Genomic DNA, 24,587 nt, shown 5'->3' on the forward strand with positions numbered 1-24,587 from the left:
GGCTGTGCTCTGTAGGGTCGTGCTTTTATCGCAAGGGTTGACACATAAATAACGGACTTTAACACTTAAACGTGTTACTATATAGGTTAAATAAAGAGGGGTTCAGGAGGATGAGACAGGTATGGAGTATATAAGCACAAGAGGAAATGTGGAAGCCAGAGGCTTTATTGATACGGTTCTGATGGGGCTTGCGGATGATGGAGGGCTGATGGTCCCTTTTAAGATCCCGGTAATTTCCCCGGAAACGCTGGAAGAGTGGAGAAGCCTCAGCTTCCAGGAGCTGTTCCTGGAGATTTTCTCCTACTATACCAACGACGAAATTCCCTATGACGATCTAAAAGAAATGGTATACACCAGCTACGGAAATTTCCGTGCGCCGGAGGTTACGCCACTACGCAAAATTAACGATTCGCTACATGTGCTGGAGCTGTTTCATGGTCCTACGTTTGCTTTCAAGGATGTGGCGCTGCAGTTTATGGGTGAGCTGTATTCCTATATCTCCAAGGTGCGGGGCGAGATCATCCATATCCTCGGCGCAACCTCGGGCGATACCGGAGCGGCAGCCATTCAGGGCGTTCGCGGCAAGGAAGGGATCAAGATCTGCATCCTGCATCCGCATGGCAAAGTAAGCAAGGTACAGGAGCTGCAAATGACGACGGTGGATGACAGCAATGTGCTGAACCTGTCCGTGGAAGGCAACTTCGACGATTGCCAGAAGGTCATTAAGGAGCTGTTTGCGGATTTGGATTTCAAGGGGCGTTATCATCTGCGGGCGATTAACTCCATTAACTTTGTGCGTATCCTGGCCCAGACCGTTTATTATTTCTATGCCTATCTGCAAATTGAAGGCAGCGACGTGAAGAAGATCAATATCAGCGTGCCTTCCGGCAACTTCGGCAACATCTTTTCAGGCTATTTGGCTAAAAAGATGGGCCTGCCGATCAACAAGCTGATTATCGCCACCAACGAAAACAACATTCTCGAACGGTTCGTACTGACCGGCGAATACAAGCCAGGCAGTTTTACGGGCACTTACAGTCCGTCGATGGACATACAGGTGGCGAGCAATTTTGAACGTTATCTGTATTATCTGTTGGACGAGGATACAGTGAAGCTGTCTGCATATATGTCGCAGCTGCAAACAGACGGCAAAATTACGGTGGACGGGGAGCTGTTCAACCAGGTGCAGGCTGATTTTGCCGCGCTTGGGGTCAAGAACCGGCAATGCCTCGATACCATCGGCAAATACGAGCAGGAATATGGCTATCTGCTGGATCCGCATACAGCCTGCGGCATCGCGGCTTATGAGGCCTTCAGCGGTCCAGGCGAAACGGCCATTAGCTTCGCAACGGCGCATCCGGCCAAATTCGACGAGGCGATTGCCCTGACCGGTATCAAGCAGGACTTCCCGGTGCAGATTTCGGCCTTGTTTGAGAAGCCGCAGCATATGACGGTAGTCGAGTATGACAAGGCGGAGATTGTACGGCAGCTGCAGGCTTTTTACGGATAAACAAGCCAGCTGCTGGCTGAACTAGACACCTTTGATTCATAGAACGCCAAGAGCCCCCTTCTTCTGGTGAAGAAAGGGGCTCTTGGCGTTCTTAAAATATAAAAATTTATATGCTTCACGCTATAAATTATCCTTCTATTTCCCGCTGAAACGGATATCGTCCTATTGAGGACGGCGAAGCCGTTTCCGCTTGGCGAAGTACACATAAGGCTGTGTTCTGCTCATGCTGCGGTTTACGTTTATACGCCACGCACCGCTGCCAACTGCTGTTCCCTGGCTTTCTCGCAGAAATCAGCGACTTTGTAGGAGACGTAATAGGCGAGCATTTTTTCCGAATCGGAGAAATCGGTATCCAGCAGTCTCGCGATATGATCCAATTTATATCTGAGTGTATTCCGGTGGACATACAGCTCGTCGGAAGCGAGCTGCATGTTCCGGTTGTTTTTGAGATAAACAAAGAAGGTATGGTACAGGGTGGACTGATGAGCGGCATCGTATTCCTGCAGCTTGAGCAGCTCCGGATGACGGTACACCTGCTCCTCGCCGGACATCACCTCGGCAGAAAGCAGCTCATAGAGCTGGACATCGGCATAGTAGGTCAACTGCTGCCCGGGGCAGAGAATCCGGCCGATGCGGATTGCGCTTAAGGCTTGCAGATAGTGCGTCCTGCACTGGGTCAGACTGGAGAACATGCTGCTGAAACCTATGGTGATTCCAGTCTGGTCCAGAAATTGCTGCAGCTGCCTGCTGCGGGCAAGCTCTTTGGAGAGGTTTCCGTCATGGATCATCACGATCCGGCCCTCGTAATAGCTGCAAGGACTGCCTGGGAAAAGCTGTTGTAAACGCTCTCTTAAATAATCGTCATAACGGCCCGATCCCTCATAGCGGGTTAGATCGAACAGCAGCACAAGCAGTTGTGTACCGAACTTTAGGCCTGCCGATAACATCCGGTCCCGGATAGTGCCGGGGTCCTGAGGCTGCTGATCCAGCAGTCCGCAGATGAAATCCTCCACCTTTATATTTTTGGCGTTGCGGTAGTAGCTGCTCTTGCCCATTTCTTCCGCAAGGATGGTGGCGGCAATCGCCAGCAGTTCGGGATCTCTGGGCCGGAAAGGAGTCTTGCAGCCGAGCAGCAGCACGTTGCCGACTTGCTTGCCGCCTACTTTTATTTTGGAGATCAGCTTGGTATTGGCAGTCTCCTCGCAGTGAACTTCATACGCAGCATCCGTTTGTTTGCCCCGCCTAACACTTTCCATCCGGTTCACAGCCGCAATGAAGTCATAAGAGCAGTAGCCCTTGCGGATATTCTCGTTCCACAGATAATCGTCGATATCTTCCTGGCCGGAGTGGGCCACAATCTTGAAGCTTGCGTCAAACACAATCACGGGATTTCCCAGCAGCCCTGCGGCTGTGTTCACAATTGCCGAAAGGCCTGCGCCAGAAATGTATGCTGTGAACAAAGATGCAGTATAGTGCTCAACTTCGATTGTTTCACGCTGCAGCTCATTTAAGGTAACATCCATTGGTATCGCCCCCTAATAATCATAGTGCAATTTGCACTATAAAGAAGTGATTTTTGGTGCTTGTAAATATATTCACAAAGTAACTGGAGCCTTACACTATAGGTGGAGGTGCTAAGCAGATGAAATATGAGAAACTGTTTGCAGCAGGAAAAATAGGACGTCTTACCCTGAAGAACCGGATTGTAATGCCGGCGATGGGCACGTCACTGGCAGCGGCCAGCGGCGAAGCCTCGGACGAAATGATTGCCTTCTATGAAGAACGTGCCGCCGGCGGCTGCGGCCTGATTATTACAGAGATTACGCGGGTGGACAACGAAACGGGTGTGGGAACCCCCAACCAGCTGAATGCAAGTGATCTGTTGTTCGTTCCGCGGCTGGAGAAGCTGGCCAGAGCCGTACACCGCCATGACAGCAAAATCTTTCTCCAGCTGCAGCATCCCGGACGGCAGAATCACGGGCGGCTGATCGGCGGCAAGCAGATTGTGGCACCTAGCGCAGTCATGTCATCAGCCATTGGCGAAATGCCCCGGGAGCTGATTACGGAAGAGGTTGAAGGGCTGGTGCGCAAATTCGTATTCGGCGCGGTTATCGCCCAGACTGCAGGGATCGACGGTGTGGAAATCCATGGTGCCCACGGGTACCTGATCGGGCAGTTTCTAAGCCCGCTGACCAACCTGCGGACCGACAAATACGGCGGTTCACTGGAAGGCAGAATGCGGTTCCTGAGTGAGATCGTTCAAGGAATCAAGCAGACCTGCGGGGCCGGATTCCCGGTATCCGTGCGGATCGACGGGGATGAATTTGTGCCCGGGGGCATTACGCTGGAAGAAGCGCTGCTCACAGCGAAACATCTGGAACAGCTCGGTGTGGACTGCATAAATGTAAGCGCTGGCACCTATGAGTCGTCAAATACGATCATTGAGCCGATCTCCTATCCGCAGGGGTGGAAAAAACATCTTGCTGCGGCCATGAAGCAGGCCGTTCAGATTCCGGTGATCGCTTGTGATGTAATCCGCAAACCGGAGTTTGCCGAGAGCCTGCTCCAGGAAGGAAATACGGATTTCGTGGCGCTCGGCAGAGCCCAGCTGGCCGATCCGGAGTGGGGGAACAAGGCGGCAGAAGGCCGCGAAGCAGAGATCAGAACCTGCATCTCCTGCCTGTACTGTATCCAGGAAGTAATGGAGTGCAAGGTCATTAAGTGCGCCGTCAATGCGCGGGTAGGGCGGGAGCTTGAATTCGCCGAGCCGCCGCGGGATGGCGGCGGCAAGGTTGTGGCCGTGATCGGCGGCGGTCCGGCAGGCATGGAGGCTGCGCGGATTCTGGCGCTGCGGGAGTTCAAGCCGGTACTGTTCGAAGCGCGGGATGTGCTGGGAGGCAGCGTGGAGCTGGGAAGCCGCCCGCCGCTTAAGGAGAAGCTGAACTGGTTCATCGACAATATGCAGCATCAGCTGGAGCAGCTGAATGTGGATGTCCGGCTCATGGCGAAGCCTACGCTGGAGCAGCTGAAGTCGCTGAATCCGTATGCGGTATTTATCGCAGCCGGGGCGCAGCCGATTGTGCCTGCTATTCCGGGAGTGGATAAGGCAGCGGTCTGCACGGTTGTCGACGTGTTAAGCGGAGCTGCTGTAATCAAGAACAAGCGGGCGGTAGTGATCGGCTCGGGCATGACTGGACTGGAGACGGCGGAATATCTGGCCGGCCTCGGCAATCAGGTCACGGTAGTGGAAATGCAGCCGCGGGTTGGCCCGGATGCGTATCTTCCGAACCTGATCGACATTGTCACCCGGCTGAAAAAGAGCGGCGTGGAGCTGCTGGCTTCGACGAAGCTGGTAGAAGTGCGGGACGGGGCCATTGTGCTGGAGAACAGCGCCACGGGTGAAACCTCAGTGAGGGAAGCGGATGCGGTAGTGCTGTCCATTGGAGTTGCACCTGAGCGTTCATTCATGGAAGAGCTCAAGCTGGCTCTGCCGAAGGTGAAGGTGATTGGCGATGCCGGCAAGCCCGGCAGAATCGGGCAGGCGATTCAGTCCGGCTTCGAGACAGCGTTTGTACTGAATTGATACTAAATAAAGGAGGAATCAATGATGGGGAGTTTTGTGAAAAGTTTTGCGGATATCAAGAAGTATGGAGGCAGACCGACTACCTTCTATGATGCAGAGATGCTTACAGTGTATTGGGAGACGAAACCGGAGATTATCGAACGCCTGCTGCCGAAGCCGCTGAAGCCAGCCAGCCGTCCGCTCGTCAATGCGTTTGTGGCTGATTATCCGGCAACGAACTTCTGCCCGCCTTACCGTGAAGCCGGATTATTCGTGCTGGCCGACTACAACGGACAGCTGGGCAACTACTGTCTGTCTATGCCGATTACAAGCGATATCGGTATGGCGATGGGCCGCGAGGTCTGCGGCCTGCCTAAGAAGATGGCCGATATCCGCATGAACAGTTCGGAACGTACCTTCGAAGGGGCAATCAGCCGGCATGGCGTTGACTTCTTCAACATAAAGGCCACTATGGAGGACCGCTTCAATGACGGCAAGGCCGGAGGGATTCTGGAGGAGTATTACGGCAAGGACATTCCTTTATATAACATCAAGTATGCCAATGCGGTTGACGGAAGCGGCTTTGATCTGATGCCTACGCTGGTGACCCAGCGGCTGGTCAGTGACGTCAAGGTGTATAAGGCTGCCGAAGCTTCGATTACCTTCCATGAGTCTGAGCATGATCCATGGAGCGAGCTTGAAGTCGTGAACATGCTGGGAGCGGTCTATACCGTCAGCACAAATGTGCTGGAAAAAGGCAAGGTGCTGGAACAACTCAATCCGATGGAGTTCCTGCCCTATTGCTATCTCCGCTGGGATTGGTGGGAGAACAAGCTGCAGCCGGAACATACCCCATCGTCCATATAAGTCGAGTACACGGCATTATCAGAGCAGGCTTACAAAACTATTAGGAGGGTTTACGATGAACAATCTTTTTGACTTAACGGGGAAAACGGCAATCGTGTCGGGCGCATCCAGCGGGATTGGTGTGGAGTTTGCGGAAATGCTCGCGGATCAAGGGGCTGATGTGGCGATATTGGCCAGAAGATATGACAAGCTGAAAGCGGTGGCTGATAAGATCACGGCGAAGTATCCGGAACGCCGGATTATCCCGATCGAATGTGATGTAACCAAAGAAAACCAGATTATTGCTGCGGTTCAAAAGGTGATGGCCGAGTTCGGCAAAATTGATATCCTGCTGAACAACGCCGGTATCGTCGATTCCGTGCCGATTGAAGCGCTGGAGGAGGAGGCCTGGGACCGGGTGCTTGATACCGATCTGAAGGGCGTGTTCCTGATGTCCAAACATGTTATCCGCCATATGAAGGAACGGAAATACGGCCGGATTGTCAATACTGCCTCCATGCTGGGGCTTACCGCTTCGGCGTCTATCCCTACCCATTCCTACAACGCGGCTAAGGGCGGAGTGATTCACCTGACCCGGGGTGTGGCAGCAACGTATGCGAAGCACGGAATTACAGTCAATGCGATTGGACCGAGCTTGTTCAAGAGTGAAATGACGGAGAATACGCTCTTTTCGGAGCAGGCTTTGAAAATGTACAACGCCGTATGCCCGATGGGCCGTCCCGGAAATCCCGGTGAGCTGAATGGAGCCGTGCTGTATTTTGCCTCGGATGCCTGCAGCTACACTACCGGGCAAACGTTGTTCGTTGACGGAGGCTGGACGATTATATAATTTAAAAGTGTTGTGAGAAGAAGCGCCTGCATTTATGCAGGTGCTTTTTTTCACATAGTGATCCTATCAGAATTTGTCGGAAATTACCCGTTAAAAGTGGACATGACTACCCTGACAGTGAGAAAATAGCATATAGAGCTTAGTGAGAACAAAAAAAGGACGGGATCATCATGACAATTCGATTCGGGGTCGTAGGCACCAACTGGATTACAGACCGCTTTGTTCAGGCCGGACTGGAAAATGAGGAATTTCTCCTTACAGCCGTATATTCCCGCACAGAAGAGAAGGGCCGCGCTTTTGCCGCCAAATATGCGGGAGCCGCCATTTACACCGATCTGGAGGAGATGGTCTCCAGCGGCGAAGTGGACGCCATATATATCGCCAGTCCCAATTCCATGCATGCCGAACAGGCGCTGGTATGCATGAACCATGGCAAGCATGTGATATGTGAGAAACCTGCCGCTTCCAACAGCACGGAGCTGCGGGCGATGATTGAAGCTGCGAACAGCAATGATGTGCTGCTGATGGAAGCGATGAAGTCAACCTTCATGCCGAATTTCGGCGTTATTAGAGACAACCTCTACAAGCTGGGTCAAGTGCGGCGGTATTTCGCCAGTTATTGTCAATATTCGTCGAGATATGATGCATACCGTCAGGGAACGGTGCTGAATGCTTTTAATCCGGAATATTCGAACGGCTCGCTGATGGATCTGGGCATTTATTGTCTGTATCCGCTGGTGGCGTTGTTTGGCAAGCCGGATTCGATTAAGGCTACGGGTATAATGCTCTCTTCCGGAGTGGACGGGGAGGGGAGTATGGTTATGCGCTATGCCGATATGGATGCGGTTGTCATGCATTCGAAGATTACCGATTCCTATTTGCCTGCCGAGATTCAGGGGGAGAACGGAACGATGGTGATTGACAAGATCAACCAGCCCTATCAGGTTAAGATTCATTACCGTGACGGTACGGTCGAAGAGCTTACGCTGCCGCAGGTATTCGAACCGATGTATTATGAGGTGAAGGAATTCATCCATCTGCTGAGGAATGGACACCGCGAGAGCAACACCAACAGCCATGCCAATTCGCTCGCGGTTGCGGAGGTTATGGAGGAAGCCAGAGCACAGATCGGCCTCCGCTACGCCTCGGATCTATAGTTGAAACGGCTGGGATTACAGAGGGAAAAGGGGAGCAGAACTTGAAGACTTTCAAAAAGGTGTACATCGAGATTACAAGCGTCTGCAACCTGTCCTGCAGCTTCTGTCCGCCCACGGAGCGGCAGAAGAATTTCATGAAGCTCGACACCTTTAATACGATTCTGGACGAGATCAAGCCGCATAGCAGTCATATCTATCTTCATGTCAAAGGCGAGCCGCTGCTGCATCCGAAGATCGGCGAGCTGCTGGATGCTGCCCACGCCAAAGGCTTCAAGGTCAACATTACGACCAACGGCACACTGATCCGTAAGGCGGGGCCGAAGATTCTCGGCAAGCCGGCGCTTAGGCAGATGAACTTCTCGCTGCACAGCTTCGACGGACATGCTGGCTCAGAGAACCGTGAGGGCTATCTCCGGGAGATCATTTCGTTCGTGCGGGAGGTTTCTGCGCAGGGTGTGATTATCTCCTTCCGGCTATGGAATTTGACGGAGGATAACCTGACCAATCTGGAACGAAGCCGCAACCGCGAGACATTAGCTGTGCTGGAGGAGGCGTTTCAGCTGGATTTCAAGATTGAGGAGAAGGTTATGCCGGGCACTGGCGTCAAAATCGCCCCGCGCATCTATCTAAACCAGGACCATGAGTTCAGATGGCCTGCCCTGCACGAGCCGGAGGACGACGGGAAAGGCTTCTGCCATGCGCTGCGCAGCCAGGCGGCGGTGCTGGTTGACGGCACGGTCGTGCCGTGCTGTCTTGATGGCGAGGGTGTCATCAACCTCGGCAACATCCATGAGAAGCCTTTCTCCGAGATTGTCGAGGGCGAGCGGGCGAACAACCTGTTCTACGGCTTCTCCCGCAGGGAAGCCGTAGAGGAGCTGTGCCGCAAATGCGGGTACCGGCAGCGGTTTGGAACCTAGCAGGCGGCGACATTTGGGTGGAAGTGAACCGGCCGGGGCACAAGCATCATTGTCACCCTGCCAATCACAACACTGGCCGGTAAGTCAGGTTCATGTAATGCCGCAGCATTTTCTTGGCTTGTTCATACTCCGTTCATATTGCCGTCATGGGGAGTACATCTTCATTGTATAAGCTTTTCTTAGCAGTTCGTTAAGGCAGCTCAATAAACCAATGAGGTCAGGTGTATGTATGAAAAAAACACTTAGGATTATACTTAAATCAATAGGCGCATTAATTATTGCAATAGGGCTGTTTTTGGCCATAGTTTTTGTAGTGAATATCATCAGCAACAAATCGGAGCAAGGAAAAATAGAACCCTATGGTCAGTTAGTGCCTGTAGACGGGAAAAATATGAATGTTCTGATTCAAGGAACAGGCGAGGAAACAGTTGTGCTGCTGCCGGGTCATGGAACGGGTGCGCCTGCACTTGATTTTAAGCCGCTGGTAGATGAGCTGTCTTCATTTTATAAAGTAGTGGTGGTTGAGCCGTTTGGTTATGGACTAAGTGATGGAACCGACAAAGAAAGAAGCACAGAGAACATTGTAAGTGAAATTCATGAAGCGTTACATCAGCTTAATATTGACCGGTACATGCTGATGGGCCATTCTATAGCGGGCATTTACGGACTGGATTATGTGAACAAGTACACAGACGAAGTGAGTGCATTTATCGGAATTGACAGCAGTGTTCCAACACAAGGCGGCATGGATGATGAATCACCCATCGGGACCTTTAAATTCCTCGATAAATCAGGTCTCATGAGATTGCTCAAGAAACTGGGCGGTGACCCCTATGCCGGACTGGCGTTTGATGATCAAATTAAGGAACAAATGAGAATGATTTCGAATAAAAACTACGGTAATGCCGCTACCATGAATGAAATGAAACATATTCAGACCAATTTTAAAGCAGCCCAAGCTTTGTCATTCCCCAAGGATCTTCCTCTCCTTCTCTTTGTACAAGCGAATAATACAGAGGTTGAGGGCTGGCTGCCGCTGCATGAAGAGCAGATCAAAAATTCTGTACATGGAAAAGTCCTGGCACTTGAAGGCGGGCATTATTTGCACCATACCAGATCCAAAGAGATCGTCCAGAATTTAAGGGAATTCATGGGGAAAGTGAAATAAAGCAAGCTATAGGCCTTTGAATATAGAAACAGCGGCAACCCCGGACGGTAAGAGAAGTCCAGGATTGCCGCTGTTTGTCGTTTGTCCGGTTAGTGAAATTCGTAAGTGAACTCACTGGTGCATTTTGGCTTATCTTCGTTAGTCCCTAATGATAACATCTGCCTGTATAAGTATCTTTTCATAACTCGTGCCTGGATTGAGGATTCTCCAGAGCAGCTGATCTACAGCTCTTGTACCTAGCAGCTCCTTATTGACATTAACGGTCGCCAGGAACGATAGGGAAGGGTGCGTATTATCAAAACCGGTAAACACCAAAGTGTCAGGTATAGCCATGCCCATAAATTCGATCGTTTCCATGGCGAACAAGGCGTAAGTATCGTTTGCGCATACAAAGACCTCGGGCAGTCCATGTTCAGTAATGGCAGCCGCAAAGGTTTCTCTGAAGTTATCAATTTCGGGTCCGTTAAGTGAGGGGATCTGCTTAAGTTCGATATCGTTATCTTCGAGTGCTGCCCGAAAGACAAGGAATCGTTCGTAAAAACTCTGGGCATCACGTATGTTCCCAAGGAACTGATAGTCCCGGTAGCCTTTATTAATGACAAAGTTCATCATTTCTTTCATGCATGACAGATTATCGGTAAAGATGGAATCGCACTGAAAGCTGGGGTCGGAGTGATCTACCATCATGACCGGAATGCCCAGACTACGGATCTCTACCAGAATAGGTGTTGAAATGGAACCTACCGTAATCACACCCATGATCGCTTCAGGGTTAAGAAGAGAGAACATAGAGTCATCTTTAGGCTCCGTTAATGTTAATACGTTAATGCCCCTCTGATTCAATCTGGAAGAGATACCGCTAAATACCGGTCCCCAATACAAAGATTCCGGGTTCTGGTAGCGGATGTTTGGAAATAAAACCAGAACTGTGCCGGACCATTTGCGGGCATCCAGATCAACCAGCTCGCCTGGCGTTTGTGCAGACTTAGAGTCTTTAAAGTAACCTAACTGTCCGGCGGCCTTGAATATCGTATCTCTCGTCTGTGAACTGACTCCCGGTTTGCCGGATAATGCCCTTGACACTGCAAATTTCGACAGCCCCGTAAAATCAGCTATGGATTGTATAGTTACTTTACGTCGCATACAAATCATCCTACTTTAATCAGATTATTTTGTAATTCCCGAAGACAATTACATTACAATTTTACATGAAGAATGAGGGACTAACACTTGTTTTTTTGAATTTGCTGAGTTTCTTCAAGTGAGAAGAATTATGTTATCTTTTTATTGCTTTGATTTTGTTATATGTTTTTATTTATGTTATTTATGTTATGTGAAAGATAACATTATTATTTAAAGTGTACAAGTTAATGACTTATTTAAGATATAACTCGTCCTATTTTGTGGAATAAATGAGATTTTGGGTAAAAAATGATTGACCGTTTTCTTGGATGATGGTAACATTTGTTATGTTAAGAAAAACAAAAGATAATAACAAATAAAGGTGGTGTTCCAAACAAACGAAGGCAATTGTGCTTCTGTTATTTTTTTATGCAATAGTGTAAGCGCTTTATTGGGAAGGGGACAGCACTAACGTATTCATATCATTAACGGGAGGTTTGACGAATGAGAAAAATAAAGGGGTATTCAGTTTTATTATTATGCCTTGTTTTTTTACTTACAGCCTGCAGTGGCGGAAACAATGCTGCCAACAATACAAAAGCAAATGCGACTACTGAGCCTGCAGCTACAGAAGCAGCAGTAGAAGCAACCGCAGAAGCAACGGCAGCACCGGTTGACATGGGCGGACGTGTAATTAAGGTAGCGGCTTGGTGGGATCTGAAGCCTGCAGGCAATTCTGCTTCCGAGAAGGAACGGCTTGCCAAAATTGCTGAAGTAGAGAAAAAGTATAACTGCAAGTTCGAATTTGTAAACGTTCCCTTTGAAGAGTTTATGCCTAAATTCACGGCTACCGCACTTACGGGTGAACCTTTTGCCGATATCGTTATTATGGAATACAACTCGGCATGGCCTGCAATTCTCAAGGGACAGCTGCTGAAAGTAAGCGAATATACTACAGCTGCCTCGAATATCAACAATGAAGCCAAACTATTAGTTAAGGCACCTCAAATTGCCAACGAGTACTATGCCTTCGCTGAACCCGGCACCGGCGGTGCGGGCCTCCATTACAACCGCGATTTGTTCAAAAAACTGGGACTTCCCGATTTGCAGGAGCTTTATGCCAATGGACAATGGAATTGGGATAAATTCATTGAAGTTGCCAAACAAGCTACTAAGGATACGGATAATGACGGTAAAATCGACACTTATGGATTCTCGGGCTGGGCTATCGATATCCTGCGTAACTTCTCCGCAGCTAATGGTGGAAAGATTGTGGACGAAGCCACAGGTACACAAGGTCTGACTGATCCCAAAGTCATTGAAACCGCTGAATTTATAAACCGTTTGTACAACGTTGAGAACGTTGTCAAAGTCAAAGGATCAGACAAAGTTGGCTATGACGAATTCAATACCTTCAAAGATGGCGATGTAGCGATGTTCCCGGCTCCGATTTGGAATCTGGGAGATTTGACTTTCGATTTCGGTGTTGTTCCGTTCCCGAATGGACCCTCAGGCTCTCCTGAGCTTACCTATGCTGATAACGGCAAGAATGCATTTTTCATTCCAAAAGGTGTAAAAGATCCACAGGCTGTCTACCAGGCTTTCGAAGATACCTATGATATTACGCAAACCGGAGATTTCCCGAGCCAAGAGTGGCTGGAAAGCATCTACACTCATGAAGAAGATGTAGCTATGATGCATGAGCACATCAACAATACAGGCCAGATTCTTTTGGAAACCGCTTACCCGGAATTCCCGACCACCAATTTCATGAAGGACATTATTGTAAACAATCAATCGGTTACAGCAACAGCCGAGAAATATAAGCCAGAGGCGGAGGCTTCCATTGCCAAGCTAGGCAAGTAACAGAAGCGGTTCGTAGCGTCATAAGAACAGGGGGATGTCTTGACGACTCCCCCTGTTGTATGAATATAAGATTTCACCACAGCACGTAAGCTCTCCCCTAAAAGGGGATAACTGCTTGCGCTTGTAAGGAGGACTTCTGGTGATAGGTAAAATGCGTCAATCCAAAATGGCCAAGAATATAACGCTTGCTGCAATGGCATTATTGATCACGCTTCCGGCAGGCTTAAATGTACAGGCAGATGCAAGCGCGCAAGCAACGTCCGCAGTGGAGCAAGTACCCAATGAAACAACGGCTACAGCGGAGACGGCAGCTTTTAATGAGCATAAATACGTATCCTACTTAACCGAACATGAGGGGGCCCCCAGACCTGATCAAGAAATTGTACTGGAGGCAGCTAATTATAGTCATGTTGAGGGCAGTGGCTTCGAGAAGCTGCCGGATTACGAAGGCATGGCAGGCCAATCACTATTAACGGGTGAATCCGGCAAGGTGGAATGGAATGTTCAAATCGCGGAAGAGGGTTTCTACAATTTATCCATGCTGTATTATCCCGTTGAAGGGAAAAGCTCAGCGATTGAGCGCGCCTTATATATTGACGGCAAGCTCCCTTTTCAGGAAGCAGCCTTCTTGCAGTTTGACCGTATTTGGGTTGACCAATTGGATCAGCTGGTTCAGGACAATCAGGGCAATGATCTGAGGCCTAGACAGATTGAGAAACCGGGCTGGAGCGAGAAAGCGTTCCAAGACTCTAATGGTTATGAGAATGAGCCCTTTTTATTTTATTTCTCTAAAGGCTCACATACGTTAACTTTGGAATCTTCCAGAGAACCTGTCGTGCTTAAACAGTTGAAGCTGTTTAAGCAAGCTGCGCCGCTACCTTATGAGGAAGTAAAGAAGCAATTGGATGCCGATGGTGTTCAGGCCTCCAGCGGTCAGCTCCTGAGGATCGAGGGAGAGGATGCGGCTGCCAAATCATCGCCGACCTTGTACCCGCTTAGCGAGCGTTCCAGTGCCGCGGTTCATCCCTACAGTTCTTCCAAGATCAAGATCAATACCATAGGCGGGCTGAATTGGCGAATACCCGGCCAGTGGATTGAATGGGAAATTGATGTCCCTGAGAGCGGATTATATAAAATGGCCTTTAAGACACAGCAGAATTATGTCAGGGGGATTTATTCCACCCGGAAGCTGACCATAGACGGAGTAGTGCCGTTTGAGGAAATGGCAAAGGTTCCTTTTCGATATAAAAGCTCCTACCGGTTGGACATTATGGGTGGGGACGAACCCTATTTATACAAGCTGGAAAAGGGCAAACATGTTGTGAGGCTTGAGGTAAGCCTTGGCGAGTTCGCCCCTTTAATTCGCGAGGTGGAGGACAGCCTGTACAATCTCAATTCCATGTACCGCAAGATCCTGATGATTACGGGAACCAAGCCGGATGAATACCGTGATTACCAGCTGGATAAAAAAGTGCCTGACATGCTTGAGGTGTTTGGTGCCGAACGGGACAGATTAACCGGGATTGCCAAGCAATTGGTCCGGTTGTCAGGACAATCGAGTGATCAGGAAGCGCTGCTCAAAACAATGGCACAGCAGTTGGGCGAATTAATGGATGATCCGGACACCATCCCAAGGAGACTGGCTGCATATAAGACGAATACCGGGGGACTTGGAACATGGGTACAGACAGCGAGAGAGCAGCCGCTTGAAATAGATGCGCTTTACTTAGCTTCTCCCGATAAGAAGTTTCCCAAGAAAGGGATGGGGTTTGGCTCGAAGTTTAAGCATGAGACCGCTACCTTCTTCGCTTCCTTCTTTACCGATTACAATCAAATCGGAAATGTGTCGGAAGAGGATGACCAGAAATCAGTAACCGTCTGGATCGGAAGCGGACGGGATCAGGCGAATACGATGAAAGCCATGATTGATGAGACATTCACATCCGCCACAGGCATTAATGTCAACCTGAAGCTCGTCAACATGACGACATTGCTTCCAGCTACCTTAGCCGGGCAAGGGCCCGATGTGGCTATGCAAATCGGCAATGATCTGCCTGTTAACTTTGCAATGCGCAATGCGGCGGCAGATCTGACACAGTTTGCAGACTTTGATGAAGTGAGCAGCCGTTTCCGGGAAAGCGCAGTTGTACCTTACAGATATGACAGCGGAGTGTATGCCTTACCTGAGACTCAGACCTTTAATATGCTCTTTTACCGGAAGGACATTGTGGAGGAGCTTCATCTGCAAGTACCTCAGACTTGGGATGAGGTATCCACTTTACTTGCTGTGCTCAGCAAGAATCATATGCAGTTTGGATTGCCGGTTGTGGTTCAATCCGCAGTCCAAGGGCAGAACATCCCGCCTAACTCGATGTACGCCGCTCTCTTATTTCAGAATGGCGGACAATTTTACCGGGATGGCGGACAGGAGTCAGATCTCGATTCGCGGACCGGGATGGAAACGTTCAAGCAATGGACGGAGTTTTACACCGATTACAAGCTTGAACGTGAATATGACTTTGCCAATCGGTTCCGCACAGGAGAAATGCCTTTCGGGATAGCCGATTACACACTGTATAACCAGCTTTCTGTATTTGCTCCGGAGATTCGGGGGATGTGGGGCTTCGTGCCGATTCCGGGAACCGTGCAAACAGATGGCACCTTGGACCGTACGGTATCCAGCGGGGGAAGTGCTGTCGTGATGATGGATAAGGCCAAAGACAAAGAGGCATCTTGGGAATTTATGAAATGGTGGACGAGTGAAGAGACGCAAACGGTGTTCGGACGTGAGATGGAAGGGTTGATGGGGGCAGCAGCCCGTTATCCGACCGCTAACATCAAAGCGTTGGACAGCTTGCCTTGGCCCGTTGCCGATTATGAAAATTTGAAAGCCCAGTTCGAGTGGGCTGAAGGTGTTCCTGAAGTTCCGGGCGGGTATTTCACGGGCAGACATTTATTTAATGCTTTCTACAAAACGGTAGTCGGCGGCGTGGAAGCACGGGAATCCATTATGGACTATGTCCAATATATTCAGGACGAAATCACCACCAAACGGAAAGAGTTTGGTCTATAGCGGTAAGGAGGAGGGTCAAGCGTGCAAAATTGGTGGAGCCTGAAGTGGCGGGAAATGAGAGCCAATAAGCATTCGTATATTTTGATGGCGCCGTATATGATATTGTTCGCCGTATTTACGGTCTTACCTGTCTTGGTCTCGATCGTGCTTAGCTTCACATACTTCAATATGTTGGAGTTTCCGAAGTTTATAGGCTGGCAGAACTATACCCGCTTATTTCTGGAAGATGACGTCTTTCTGATTGCCCTCAAAAACACACTTTTATTCGCAGTGATCACAGGGCCGATTAGTTATATCGCCTGTTTTGTGTTTGCCTGGATCATTAATGAGCTGTCTCCAAAGCTTAGAGCTGTAATGACGCTCGTCTTCTATGCGCCTTCCATTTCGGGAAATGTCTATTTCATTTGGCTCATGATCTTCTCCGGAGACCGGTATGGAATCATAAACGGATTATTGCTGAAGTTTGGCTTTATCCTGGAGCCGATCCAATGGCTCAAAACGGAAGGCTACATCATGCCTATCATCATCCTTGTTCAATTATGGCTGAGTCTCGGAACAGGGTTCCTCACGTTCATTGCAGGCCTGCAGACCGTTGATGGAACGTTATATGAAGCGGGAGCTGTGGACGGGATCAAAAATCGCTGGCAGGAGCTGTGGTACATTACCTTGCCTTCGATGCGCCCGCAATTGATGTTCGGTGCCGTTATCCAGATCACAACCGCCTTTGCTGTAGCTGATGTCTCGATTGCGCTGGCAGGGTTCCCAAGCGTGAACTATGCGGCGGAAACCATCGTCACGCATTTGATTGATTTCGGTACGACCCGCTTTGAAATGGGCTACGCTTCAGCTATTGCCACCGTGTTGTTCCTGATCATGGTTGGATCGAACCTGATTGTTCAAAAACTGCTTAGAAAGGTGGGTGAATAGAGGCATGAATATCCCCTTTCAAATGAATGCAAAACAACGGTTAAGCCGGACGATCCGGATGCCGAAAAAGCGGGTGAACCGTTCAGCATGGGGCACTTTATCTTTATTCGCCCTGCTCACCGTATTTGGAGCATTTATGATTCTGCCGCTTGTCTACGCTATTAATAATGCGTTCAAGCCGCTGGATGAAATCTTTATCTTCCCGCCGACGTTATTTGTCCGCCATCCAACGATGAACAACTTTATAGATCTGTTTAATCTGCTTGGAGATTCCTGGGTTCCGTTCTCGCGGTATATTTTCAATACGGTGTTTATTACCGGCACGGGTATTGTCGGTCACGTATTGCTGGCCTCGGCAGCTGCGTACCCTCTCGCTAAACATCATTTTCCCGGCAAAAAGATCTTGTTCAGCATCGTTGTCTTGTCGCTTATGTTTACGCCGGCTGTAACCGCGATGCCAAACTATATGATCATGTCCTGGCTGGGGCTCATTGATACTTACTGGGCAGTCATTATCCCGGCGTTTGCTTATTCACTGGGTTTATATTTAATGAAGCAATTTATGGAACAGATTCCGGATGTGCTGCTGGAAGCCGCTAAGATCGACGGGGCAAGCGAATACCGCATTTTTTGGTCCATCGTCATGCCTAACGTAAAGCCGGCTTGGCTAACGCTCATCATTCTATTATTCCAAATTCTATGGGGCAGTGACGGGAACGGGTTCATTTACAGTGAACAGCTGAAGTCACTTCACTTTGCGGCGGGCCAAGTGGTGGCCGGGGGGATTGCCCGTTCCGGTGCAGCGGCGGCGGTAGCTCTCATTTTAATGAGCGTACCCATTACGCTGTTTGTTTTTTCGCAAAGCCGGATTATAGAGACGATGGCTACTTCGGGAATGAAGGACTAAGGGGGGAGACAGTTGATAGCAAAAAAATGGTTGCCCGCGGTTATTACAGCATCCCTGCTGTTAGGTTATGCAGCTCCTGCGCCGGCGTCTGCTGAATCTACGCCCTATGAGAGCTACAACTATAATTACTGGGAAGAAGCGGTACCTGCTCCTGCTGCTTATGTACCTGACCGTACCCTATCCGGAAAGGATCTTGGTGTGGGCAATTTTCTGGATCCCGGCGATATGGTCGTTGCGGCAAACGGACTGATCTATATTGCTGATAGCGGGAACGGACGGATTATTTGTCTGGATAGCGACAGGAAGGTCAATAAGGTCATTAGCGGCTTTGATAACAAGGGCAAAGCGGAAAAATTCAAGAATCCAAGCGGATTATACGTTAATCAGGAAGGCAATCTGTATATTGCCGATACGGATAACGGGCGGATTGTTGTTCTGTCCCCGGGCGGGGATCTGCTCCGGATGATAGAGCAGCCGAAGTCCGATATTTTACCGGCTGACTTCAAGTTTATTCCTGTTAAAGTGACCGTAGACCAGGCGGAACGTGTCTATGTCATCGCTAAAGGGATATTCGAAGGGATCATGCAGTTTGATAAAAACGGCGACTTTATCGGTTATGTCGGTACAAACAAGGTAAAGCGTGACTATACCGAATATTTATGGCGGTTACTCTCCACCAAGGCGCAGAAAGCGCAGATGGCATTGTTTGTGCCTACAGAGTTTTCCAATATTGATGTTGATTCTAAAGGGTTTCTGTATGCCACGAATATTGATCCGGGCTCGAAGGAACCGATAAAACGGCTGAATCCATCCGGTGAGGATGTGCTGAAGCGATTCGGATACTTTGATGTTAAAGGTGATATCAGGTTCCGCATCTCTATAGGACCTTCTAAGTTCACAGATATTAAAGTTCTTGCCAACGGGATGTACAGTGCTCTTGATGCTAACCAGGGCAAAGTGTTCACGTACAACGATGAAGGTGACCTTCTTTATGTGTACGGCGGTAAAGGCAACCAGGTCGGAACCTTCAAAATACCGGCAGCCATAGAATTCTCTGGCGGGAACCAGCTTGTACTTGACCGCGGCAAAGGAAACATAGTCATCTTCAAGCCAACCCGGTTTGGCACAAGCGTTAATCAAGCGGTAGGGTATCACTATAATGGCGAGGATGCCCGGGCTGTCCCGGTGTGGAAGGAAGTTCTGAAGCTGAATTCCAACTATGATATCGCTTATATCGGCATTGGCAAATCCTTGCTGATGGATAAAAGCAATAAAGAGGCGCTGAAATACTTCAAGCTCGGAATGGACCGCGACGGTTATTCCGTAGCATTCAAACGGTACCGCAGGGAAGTCATGCAGGAGCATTTCGGAACATTTCTAACCGTGATAATGATCCTGGTGTCAGGATGGCTTGCTTTCAAGCTCTTTCGCTTCTGGAGAAGAAAGCGGCTGTCAGGAAGATCCCGGCAGACTTCGCAAAACCTTAAGGAGGGTAAAGCCCATGAGGCAGGATTTCATTAAATTCCCACTGCACCTCATTGTGCATCCGTTTGATAGCTTTTGGGATATGAAGTATGAGAGAAAAGGTAAAATCCGGGTAACGTTAACGATTCTACTGCTTGTTGTCATTTCAATGATTTTAAAAAATCAGTTTGCAGGATTTCTTGTCAATTATAAAGATCCGCGTCATCTGAATAGTATCACACAATTATTTACGGTTGTATTTCCCTTCTTTCTGTGGTGTTTATCGAACTGGGCGATCACAACTTTAATGGATGGGGAAGGGAAATTCAAAGAAATTATGATGGCTACAGGTTATGCGCTTGTTCCCATCGTGATCATTTATACGCCGATGATTATTGCAAGCCGGTTTATGGCGGAGGAAGAAACGGCCTTTTATTATTTGATGATGTCGATCTCCTCCATATGGTTTGTAGCTCTTTTATTCGTCGGCATCATGACCGTCCATCAATATACTGTGCTCAAAACAATGGTAACGATGCTGCTCACGGTTGTTGTCATGGGAATTGTCATATTTTTGGGAACGCTCGTATTAAGTATGCTCCAGCAAATCATCGAGTTCTTCGTTAACATTTATCGGGAATTAACTTTCCGTACGTAAAGGAGGCCGCACCTGTGAAAAATCGTAAAATGCTGGTTGCGGTACTCGCCTGTGCCGCAGCTATTCTAATCTTTGCCGGTTCTGCCCTGTTCTTCACATCCCGCGGAGTAAAGGCTGTTGAAGCCTCCTCTTATATGGAAGTAACTACTGAACTGGAAGCCGGAAGCGAGCTAACTGCACTGCCTGATTCGTCCAAGGGTGTACCGGGAATGCAACTGGTAGCCGACGATACGGAGCTGTCTTTATACTACAATCCTGAAACCACGGAAGTAGCAGTTAAGGATAAACGCCAAGGTCATATCTGGTACAGCAATCCTGTCAACCGCGAAGAGGATGTTCTGGCTTCGGGGTTCGAGAAAGAGCTGCTGTCATCGCAGTTAACAGTGCTATTCCGTGACGCTGTAGGCACACTGGAATCCTATACCAACTTCGCCCAGAGCATCAGCAGCAAACAGTTTACTGCCGAAAGCATTAAGAATGGACTTCGTATTGTGTATACGATTGGAGATACGTCGATAGGAATCGACGCACTGCCTAAGTATATTAGCAAGACGAGAATGGAAGAAAAGGTTCTGTCCAAGCTCGATAAGCCCACGGCAAAATACGTAGGGCTCCGCTACTACCCGAAAGAGGGCGACCCGGAGGTGCTGGAGCGCATAGATGCACAAGTCTCCAAACCGCTGGTGCTGAGCAAAATGACAGCTGCCTTTACCAAGTCCGGTTATTCTGCAGAAGACCTGGCGTTCGATAATCAGGAGAATGGAGCGGGGGCCGGGGCCGGAACGGCCAAGCCGAATTTTGTTGTTCCGCTGGAATACCGGTTAGACGGGGGAACTCTGGTTGTATCCGTCCCTGTGAACCAGATTAAGGAAAGCGGGGATTATCAGATTCGCAGCCTTGAGGTGCTCAATATGTTCGGTGCTGCCGATCAGCAGACCGATGGCTATATGCTCGTTCCTGACGGTTCCGGCAGCCTGATCCATTTGAATAATGGCAAAGTGAAGGAAGAGCAGTATGTACAGCGTGTGTATGGCCTGGACCCGAATGATAACAGCTATAGACGCGGGCAAGTCAGTGAGAATGCCAGAATGCCGGTGTTTGGATTAAAGGCTGGTGATGCTGCCTGGTTCGCCGTGATCGAAAAAGGAGATGCCATAGCCAGCATAGCCGCCGATATCAGCGGCAAGAAGAACTCGTACAATTTCATTCACAGCAGCTACACCTTACGGGGTGAGGATGAGCTTGAGCTGTACACCGGATCTACCATTCAGGAAATACAACTCCTGAATGAGGAGATTTACAAAGGCGATATTCAAGTTCGTTACAGCTTCCTGAACAATGACGAGGCCAGCTATTCAGGAATGGCTGAGCTGTACCGGAATAAGCTGGTGACGGAGAAATCACTGCAGCCTTTAGAGGAGGGACAGGGCATTCCCTTTTATCTGGATATGCTGGGGGCTGTCGACAAACAAAAGTCATTTCTTGGCGTACCTTACCGGTCCGAGGTGGCAATGACCTCCTTTGAGCAGGCAACGCAGATTGCCAGTCAATTGAAGCAGGACGGCATTGACCGGCTGCTTATGCGCTATACAGGCTGGTCTTCCAAAGGTGTAAATCATGCTACACCCAATAAGCTGAAGACTGAAGATGTGCTGGGAAGCAAGTCGGAGCTCCTTACATTAACGGAAAAGTTGGAGCAATCAGGCGGGATGTTATTCCCCGATGTGGCCTTCCAGCAGATTTACCATAATGATAGCAGTTTTACACCTTCCTCTGATGCATCCAGATTCGTGACAAGGGAAGAGGCTGAGCTCTATCCATATAATCGGGCATACAACGGGATGGATATAACGCTCGGAAGCTACTATTTATTGTCCCCTGCCAAGCTGCCTTATTACGTTGACGAGTTTATGAACAAGTATAAATCCTTCGGGATGAAAGGCGTATCTCTGCGGGATCTCGGCAATATACTCAGCTCGGATTTCCGGGTAAGCCGTGTCATACAGCGGGAAACGGCTAAACAAATCGTGGAAGAGCAGCTCAATAAACTCGGCCGGAACATCGATCAAACCATGATCGCAGGGGGGAATGCCTACGCATGGCCTTACTCCGATCATCTGATCAATGTACCGACATCCTCCAGCGGATTCTTGCTGACCGATGAAGAGATCCCTTTCTATGAAATGGTTGTTCATGGCTTTATCAACTATGCAGGGACTCCGGTCAATCTGAGTGATGAGCAGGATATCAAGCAGCAGATGCTTCGCTCAATTGAGCTGGGTGCAGCACCCTATTTCTCGTGGTCCTATGAACCCTCCTCCAAGCTGAAGTTCACTCATTTTGACAGCAAGTATGCAACCTATTACAAAGATTGGTACGATCAGGCGGTTTCGATGTATAAGGAAGTCAATAAAGTACTCTCCCCCGTACAGAATGCGCAAATCGTGAACCATATACGCCATCAGGAGGGTGTTGTGGAGGTGCGGTACAGTAATGGGATTTCGATTTATGTGAATCACACGGATAAGGATGTCACCGTCCATGGATTCGCAATCGGAGCCGGACAATATGGGATAGAAGGTGAGCAGTCATGAGAGGAAGTAAGCTCAGCTTAAATCACAAGCGCTCTTTTCTGGGAATAGCCTTTATTGCGCCATGGCTGCTTGGGTTCGTGTTCATGTTCGCGACTCCGCTCATTCAGTCCATCAAATTCAGCTTCAGTAAATTAACTGTAGATCCGTCAGGCTTCTCCTTAGATTGGGTAGGCTGGTCCAACTTCAACAATGCTTTGTTCGTAGATCCAACCTTTAACCGGATATTAACCGAATCTGTCAGGGATATGGTGCTTAACGTTCCGATGATCCTATTTTTCAGTCTCTTCTCGGCAACGCTGCTGAATCAGAAGTTTCGGGGGAGAATTCTGGCCCGGGCCATATTTTTTCTGCCGGTCATTCTGGCCTCCAACGCGATATCGGCGGCAGAAGCGTCCGGACTGATCAATCTGGTTGGTGATGCTACGGCTGTCAACGAATTGGGCCAATCGGGCTCACAGTACAATGTTATGTCGATGGTTATGATTCTCCGTGATATCGGGTTGCCGCTGTCGTTCGTGGATTATATTGTAGACGCGATCCTGCGGATCTATGAGATTATTACGAGTTCGGGCGTACAAATTCTGATCTTTCTGGCCGCGCTGCAGTCTGTTCCCGGGGCGATGTATGAGGTGGCGAAGATTGAAGGGGCAACGGCCTATGAATCCTTTTGGAAAATCACATTCCCGCTAGTGAGCCCGCTCATCTTGACCAACGTTATTTATACCATTATCGACTCCTTCTCGGGTAGCAGCGTGACCCAAATGATATTCTCAACCGCATTCACCACACAAAACTTCGGTCTCAGTGCGGCGATGTCCTGGATTTATACGCTAATTATCAGCCTAGTCCTGATTATCGTTGGTTACGTACTGTCTAAAAGAGTGCATTACAACTGATTAATAGCAAAGGAGGGTACGGCTATGCAAGCTCCTCAACCCGTTCACAGAGAAGCGAATCACTATAGAGTTCAGAAGGTCAGAGGTAAGGCAGTTGATATTTTGTATGCATTGTTCCGGTACGCGCTTGTCATCGGGATTTCATTTATTATTATTTACCCGCTGCTTATGAAATTCTCCATCGCCTTCAAGGATAAAGCAGATATTTATAACCCGACAATTTATATGATACCGGTCCACTTTACGCTGGATAACATCAAGATGGCGATGCAGATTCTGGACTATTTCCCGCTGCTGGGGAATACCTTGCTCTTCGTCGTAGTGACAACGCTGCTGACTACGGCTTCCTGCGCCTTGGCGGGTTATGGCTTTGCCCGGTTCAACTTTCCGGGAAGCAACATCCTGTTCGCGCTCGTCATTCTAACCTTGCTTGTACCTACCAGCACGCTGATGGTGCCTATGTACCTGCATTTCAGAAGCTTTGATATTCTGGGGATTATTCATCTGATCACAGGCAAAGAAGGCATCAACCTGCTCAATACGTATTGGCCTTCCATTATTACATCAGCAACAGCGATCGGATTAAAAGCAGGCTTGTTCATCTATATTTTCCGCCAATTCTTCAAAGGAATGCCGAAAGAAATTGAGGAAGCCGCTTTGATTGACGGTGCGGGAGGCGTTAAAACATTCCTGCGAATCATGCTGCCAAATGCAGTCTCCCCGATGATCACAGTCATTTTGTTCTGTTTTGTCTGGCAGTATAACGATACCTTCTTTACCTCGCTCTTCATGAGTGAAGTGGCGCTTATGCCTACAAAGGTAAGTTCGCTGGCGGCTCAGGCCAATGCCTTGCTTCCGGGGTTGCTTGGGATAGGTGCAGGCGGGTCTAGTATTAAGGCAGATCCAAACCATGTGGCTATGATTATTGATACCGGCATCTTGCTGGCCATTATCCCGCTGATCCTGCTGTATATGGTGGTGCAGCGTTATTTCGTAGAGAGTGTTGAGCGCAGCGGTATTATTGGTTAACAGAATACATTGCTTCATGGAGAAATGAAATGCTGGAGACC

At 49.0% G+C, this 24,587-nt stretch carries 18 protein-coding genes; 16 read left to right on the forward strand and 2 right to left on the reverse strand.

Annotated elements, in window-relative coordinates:
* Positions 1–121 precede the first annotated feature (121 nt).
* Entirely contained in the window at positions 122–1,510 is a 1,389-nt protein-coding gene (gene thrC, locus NST07_RS04415) for a threonine synthase (protein WP_342481132.1), read from the forward strand.
* A gap of 239 nt (positions 1,511–1,749) precedes the next feature.
* Here the strand turns inward: thrC and NST07_RS04420 are convergent, their stop codons facing one another.
* Complete coding sequence (locus tag NST07_RS04420; protein WP_341089902.1) at positions 1,750–3,033, reverse strand: helix-turn-helix domain-containing protein; 1,284 nt, start codon at positions 3,031–3,033, stop codon at positions 1,750–1,752.
* A gap of 119 nt (positions 3,034–3,152) precedes the next feature.
* Between NST07_RS04420 and NST07_RS04425 the strand changes: the two genes are divergently transcribed.
* The 6 genes from NST07_RS04425 to NST07_RS04450 all read left to right on the forward strand — a co-directional run bounded on the left by NST07_RS04425 (position 3,153) and on the right by NST07_RS04450 (position 10,010).
* Positions 3,153–5,093: an NAD(P)/FAD-dependent oxidoreductase gene (locus tag NST07_RS04425; protein ID WP_342481133.1), complete on the forward strand. Its 1,941-nt coding sequence runs from the start codon at positions 3,153–3,155 to the stop codon at positions 5,091–5,093.
* A gap of 24 nt (positions 5,094–5,117) precedes the next feature.
* Positions 5,118–5,939 carry an acetoacetate decarboxylase family protein gene (locus NST07_RS04430; RefSeq protein WP_341089904.1) on the forward strand — a complete coding sequence of 274 codons (822 nt, stop codon included), beginning with the start codon at positions 5,118–5,120 and terminating at the stop codon, positions 5,937–5,939.
* Positions 5,940–5,994: 55 nt separating this feature from the next.
* On the forward strand, positions 5,995–6,768 hold the full coding sequence (locus NST07_RS04435; protein WP_341089905.1) for a glucose 1-dehydrogenase: 774 nt from the start codon (positions 5,995–5,997) through the stop codon (positions 6,766–6,768).
* Between the two features lie 170 nt (positions 6,769–6,938).
* Positions 6,939–7,925 (forward strand): Gfo/Idh/MocA family oxidoreductase, encoded by a 987-nt coding sequence (locus NST07_RS04440; protein WP_341089907.1) that lies wholly within the window; start codon positions 6,939–6,941, stop codon positions 7,923–7,925.
* A gap of 41 nt (positions 7,926–7,966) precedes the next feature.
* On the forward strand, positions 7,967–8,842 hold the full coding sequence (locus NST07_RS04445) for a radical SAM/SPASM domain-containing protein (protein ID WP_341089908.1): 876 nt from the start codon (positions 7,967–7,969) through the stop codon (positions 8,840–8,842).
* Between the two features lie 211 nt (positions 8,843–9,053).
* Complete coding sequence (locus NST07_RS04450) at positions 9,054–10,010, forward strand: alpha/beta hydrolase (RefSeq protein ID WP_341089909.1); 957 nt, start codon at positions 9,054–9,056, stop codon at positions 10,008–10,010.
* Positions 10,011–10,148: 138 nt separating this feature from the next.
* Here the strand turns inward: NST07_RS04450 and NST07_RS04455 are convergent, their stop codons facing one another.
* Positions 10,149–11,153: a LacI family DNA-binding transcriptional regulator gene (locus tag NST07_RS04455; RefSeq protein ID WP_341089910.1), complete on the reverse strand. Its 1,005-nt coding sequence runs from the start codon at positions 11,151–11,153 to the stop codon at positions 10,149–10,151.
* A 483-nt stretch (positions 11,154–11,636) separates the two neighbouring features.
* On the opposite strand from NST07_RS04455, the gene NST07_RS04460 reads away from it, so the two are divergent.
* From NST07_RS04460 to NST07_RS04500, 9 genes are all read left to right on the forward strand, one after another.
* Positions 11,637–12,998 carry an extracellular solute-binding protein gene (locus NST07_RS04460; protein ID WP_341089911.1) on the forward strand — a complete coding sequence of 454 codons (1,362 nt, stop codon included), beginning with the start codon at positions 11,637–11,639 and terminating at the stop codon, positions 12,996–12,998.
* A gap of 151 nt (positions 12,999–13,149) precedes the next feature.
* Positions 13,150–16,071: an extracellular solute-binding protein gene (locus NST07_RS04465; RefSeq protein WP_341380320.1), complete on the forward strand. Its 2,922-nt coding sequence runs from the start codon at positions 13,150–13,152 to the stop codon at positions 16,069–16,071.
* 54 nt (positions 16,072–16,125) lie between these two features.
* Positions 16,126–16,998 carry a sugar ABC transporter permease gene (locus NST07_RS04470; protein WP_341097551.1) on the forward strand — a complete coding sequence of 291 codons (873 nt, stop codon included), beginning with the start codon at positions 16,126–16,128 and terminating at the stop codon, positions 16,996–16,998.
* Positions 16,999–17,020: 22 nt separating this feature from the next.
* A complete protein-coding gene (locus NST07_RS04475; protein WP_342481134.1) occupies positions 17,021–17,905 on the forward strand; it encodes a carbohydrate ABC transporter permease in 885 nt (294 codons plus the stop codon).
* A 12-nt stretch (positions 17,906–17,917) separates the two neighbouring features.
* Positions 17,918–19,426: an NHL repeat-containing protein gene (locus NST07_RS04480; RefSeq protein ID WP_342481135.1), complete on the forward strand. Its 1,509-nt coding sequence runs from the start codon at positions 17,918–17,920 to the stop codon at positions 19,424–19,426.
* A complete protein-coding gene (locus tag NST07_RS04485; protein ID WP_342481136.1) occupies positions 19,407–20,027 on the forward strand; it encodes a Yip1 family protein in 621 nt (206 codons plus the stop codon). The genes NST07_RS04480 and NST07_RS04485 overlap by 20 nt, the downstream gene beginning before the upstream one ends.
* Before the next feature lie 14 nt (positions 20,028–20,041).
* On the forward strand, positions 20,042–22,621 hold the full coding sequence (locus tag NST07_RS04490) for a DUF5696 domain-containing protein (RefSeq protein WP_342481137.1): 2,580 nt from the start codon (positions 20,042–20,044) through the stop codon (positions 22,619–22,621).
* On the forward strand, positions 22,618–23,517 hold the full coding sequence (locus tag NST07_RS04495) for a sugar ABC transporter permease (RefSeq protein ID WP_341089918.1): 900 nt from the start codon (positions 22,618–22,620) through the stop codon (positions 23,515–23,517). The genes NST07_RS04490 and NST07_RS04495 overlap by 4 nt, the downstream gene beginning before the upstream one ends.
* Positions 23,518–23,541: 24 nt before the next feature.
* Entirely contained in the window at positions 23,542–24,546 is a 1,005-nt protein-coding gene (locus NST07_RS04500; protein ID WP_341089919.1) for a carbohydrate ABC transporter permease, read from the forward strand.
* Positions 24,547–24,587: the final 41 nt, after the last annotated feature.

Origin of the sequence: Paenibacillus sp. FSL L8-0340 (assembly GCF_038593145.1) — a bacterium.
GTDB lineage: Bacteria > Bacillota > Bacilli > Paenibacillales > Paenibacillaceae > Paenibacillus_AQ.

What these genes read in the sequence shown, in the direction of transcription:
- thrC (WP_342481132.1), top strand. Translation starts at nt 122, where the DNA reads ATGGAGTATATAAGCACAAGAGGAAATGTGGAAGCCAGAGGCTTTATT.
- NST07_RS04420 (WP_341089902.1), bottom strand. Translation starts at nt 3,033, where the DNA reads ATGGATGTTACCTTAAATGAGCTGCAGCGTGAAACAATCGAAGTTGAG.
- NST07_RS04425 (WP_342481133.1), top strand. Translation starts at nt 3,153, where the DNA reads ATGAAATATGAGAAACTGTTTGCAGCAGGAAAAATAGGACGTCTTACC.
- NST07_RS04430 (WP_341089904.1), top strand. Translation starts at nt 5,118, where the DNA reads ATGGGGAGTTTTGTGAAAAGTTTTGCGGATATCAAGAAGTATGGAGGC.
- NST07_RS04435 (WP_341089905.1), top strand. Translation starts at nt 5,995, where the DNA reads ATGAACAATCTTTTTGACTTAACGGGGAAAACGGCAATCGTGTCGGGC.
- NST07_RS04440 (WP_341089907.1), top strand. Translation starts at nt 6,939, where the DNA reads ATGACAATTCGATTCGGGGTCGTAGGCACCAACTGGATTACAGACCGC.
- NST07_RS04450 (WP_341089909.1), top strand. Translation starts at nt 9,054, where the DNA reads ATGAGGTCAGGTGTATGTATGAAAAAAACACTTAGGATTATACTTAAA.
- NST07_RS04455 (WP_341089910.1), bottom strand. Translation starts at nt 11,153, where the DNA reads ATGCGACGTAAAGTAACTATACAATCCATAGCTGATTTTACGGGGCTG.
- NST07_RS04460 (WP_341089911.1), top strand. Translation starts at nt 11,637, where the DNA reads ATGAGAAAAATAAAGGGGTATTCAGTTTTATTATTATGCCTTGTTTTT.
- NST07_RS04465 (WP_341380320.1), top strand. Translation starts at nt 13,150, where the DNA reads ATGCGTCAATCCAAAATGGCCAAGAATATAACGCTTGCTGCAATGGCA.
- NST07_RS04470 (WP_341097551.1), top strand. Translation starts at nt 16,126, where the DNA reads ATGAGAGCCAATAAGCATTCGTATATTTTGATGGCGCCGTATATGATA.
- NST07_RS04475 (WP_342481134.1), top strand. Translation starts at nt 17,021, where the DNA reads ATGAATGCAAAACAACGGTTAAGCCGGACGATCCGGATGCCGAAAAAG.
- NST07_RS04485 (WP_342481136.1), top strand. Translation starts at nt 19,407, where the DNA reads ATGAGGCAGGATTTCATTAAATTCCCACTGCACCTCATTGTGCATCCG.
- NST07_RS04495 (WP_341089918.1), top strand. Translation starts at nt 22,618, where the DNA reads ATGAGAGGAAGTAAGCTCAGCTTAAATCACAAGCGCTCTTTTCTGGGA.
- NST07_RS04500 (WP_341089919.1), top strand. Translation starts at nt 23,542, where the DNA reads ATGCAAGCTCCTCAACCCGTTCACAGAGAAGCGAATCACTATAGAGTT.